Annotated in this window: 1 pseudogene; it reads right to left on the bottom strand. The window is 39.1% G+C overall.

What is annotated here, in order from left to right:
• A pseudogene (gene ltrA / locus WQ54_RS18020) lies at window positions 1-1,181 on the bottom strand (group II intron reverse transcriptase/maturase); the annotation flags it as partial.
• Window positions 1,182-1,239 lie beyond the last annotated feature (58 nt).

Below are 1,239 nucleotides of genomic sequence, written 5' to 3'. Positions count from 1 at the left end.
TGTGTAGAATTGGACTACAGGCGATTCTCCAATATTTCTTTCTTGAGTTTCCCCATTCGTATGCCTTGTTATCAGGAACACCTAAACCTTTTAGTTTTCTAACTCTTGTTTTAGGTGTTTTCCATTGTTTCCATTCAACCATACGAAGTCTTCTTCTTATCCACTCTTCAAATTCTTTGAACTTACTTGGTGTATCAGCTAAAGCGAAGTATCCACACCACCCTGTTAGATATTGGTTTAGTTTTTCAATTCTAACTTCCATAGGACTAGGTTTTGAACGAGATGTGATCTGTCTTATCCTAGACTTTAGTCTTTTGATACTTTCATTCGCTATTCTGACCTTGGGTTTCTTATGGTTTGTAAAACTGAAACCAAGAAACTTCCGTTTCCAAGGGCGGTCTACCGCTGACTTCTCTCTATTAACTTTAAGTTTTAGTTTCTTCTCAATAAAACTTGTAATTGAGGTCATCACTCGTTCACCAGCTTTCTTTGACTTCATGTATATATTACAGTCGTCGGGCGTAACGAACGAATTTGTGTCCTCTACTCTCTAACTCTTTATCAAGTCTATTCAAAAGAATGTTTGAAAGAAGAGGACTCAATGGACCTCCTTGTGGTGTACCTTCTTCTGCTTCATTAACCACACCGTTAATCATGATTCCTGATTGGAGATACCTCCGTATAAGTTTCAAGACCAATCGGTCTTGTACTCTATTTGCCAATATCCCCATTAACTTATCATGATTAACCTTGTCAAAGAATTTCTCTAAATCCATATCAATAACCCATCTATACCCTTCACTTATATATCCCTTGGCTTTCCTCACTGCATCATGGCCCCTTCTTTTGGGACGGAAACCATAACTATGTTCTGAAAATGTTGGGTCGAAAAGTGGGGTTAGCACCTGGGCTATGGCCTGTTGGATGAAACGATCTGTCACAGTAGGTATTCCTAGTAATCTTACTCCACCGTTCGGTTTCGGGATTTCGATTCGACGTACTGGGTTCGGTTCATAGGTACCAGTTCTCAAAGAGTGACAAAGGGAATCCCAGTTTTCATAGAGGTGTCTTCGTAGGGATTTTACGGACATTCCATCTATGCCATGACTTCCTTTGTTCCTTTCCACACGCTTAAGTGCTTCAATTAAGTTTTCCCGTGACAAAATCATATCTATCAACATTTGATATTTCCTTTCGACGTGAACGTAGAAATCTAATTGTGTTATTCTTACTCCACAC

This window comes from Bacillus sp. SA1-12 (genome assembly GCF_000981385.1).
Taxonomy (GTDB): Bacteria; Bacillota; Bacilli; order Bacillales; family Bacillaceae; genus Metabacillus.
Note: the sequence above shows the minus strand (reverse complement) of the source record. Positions and strands in the feature narration are given on the sequence as shown.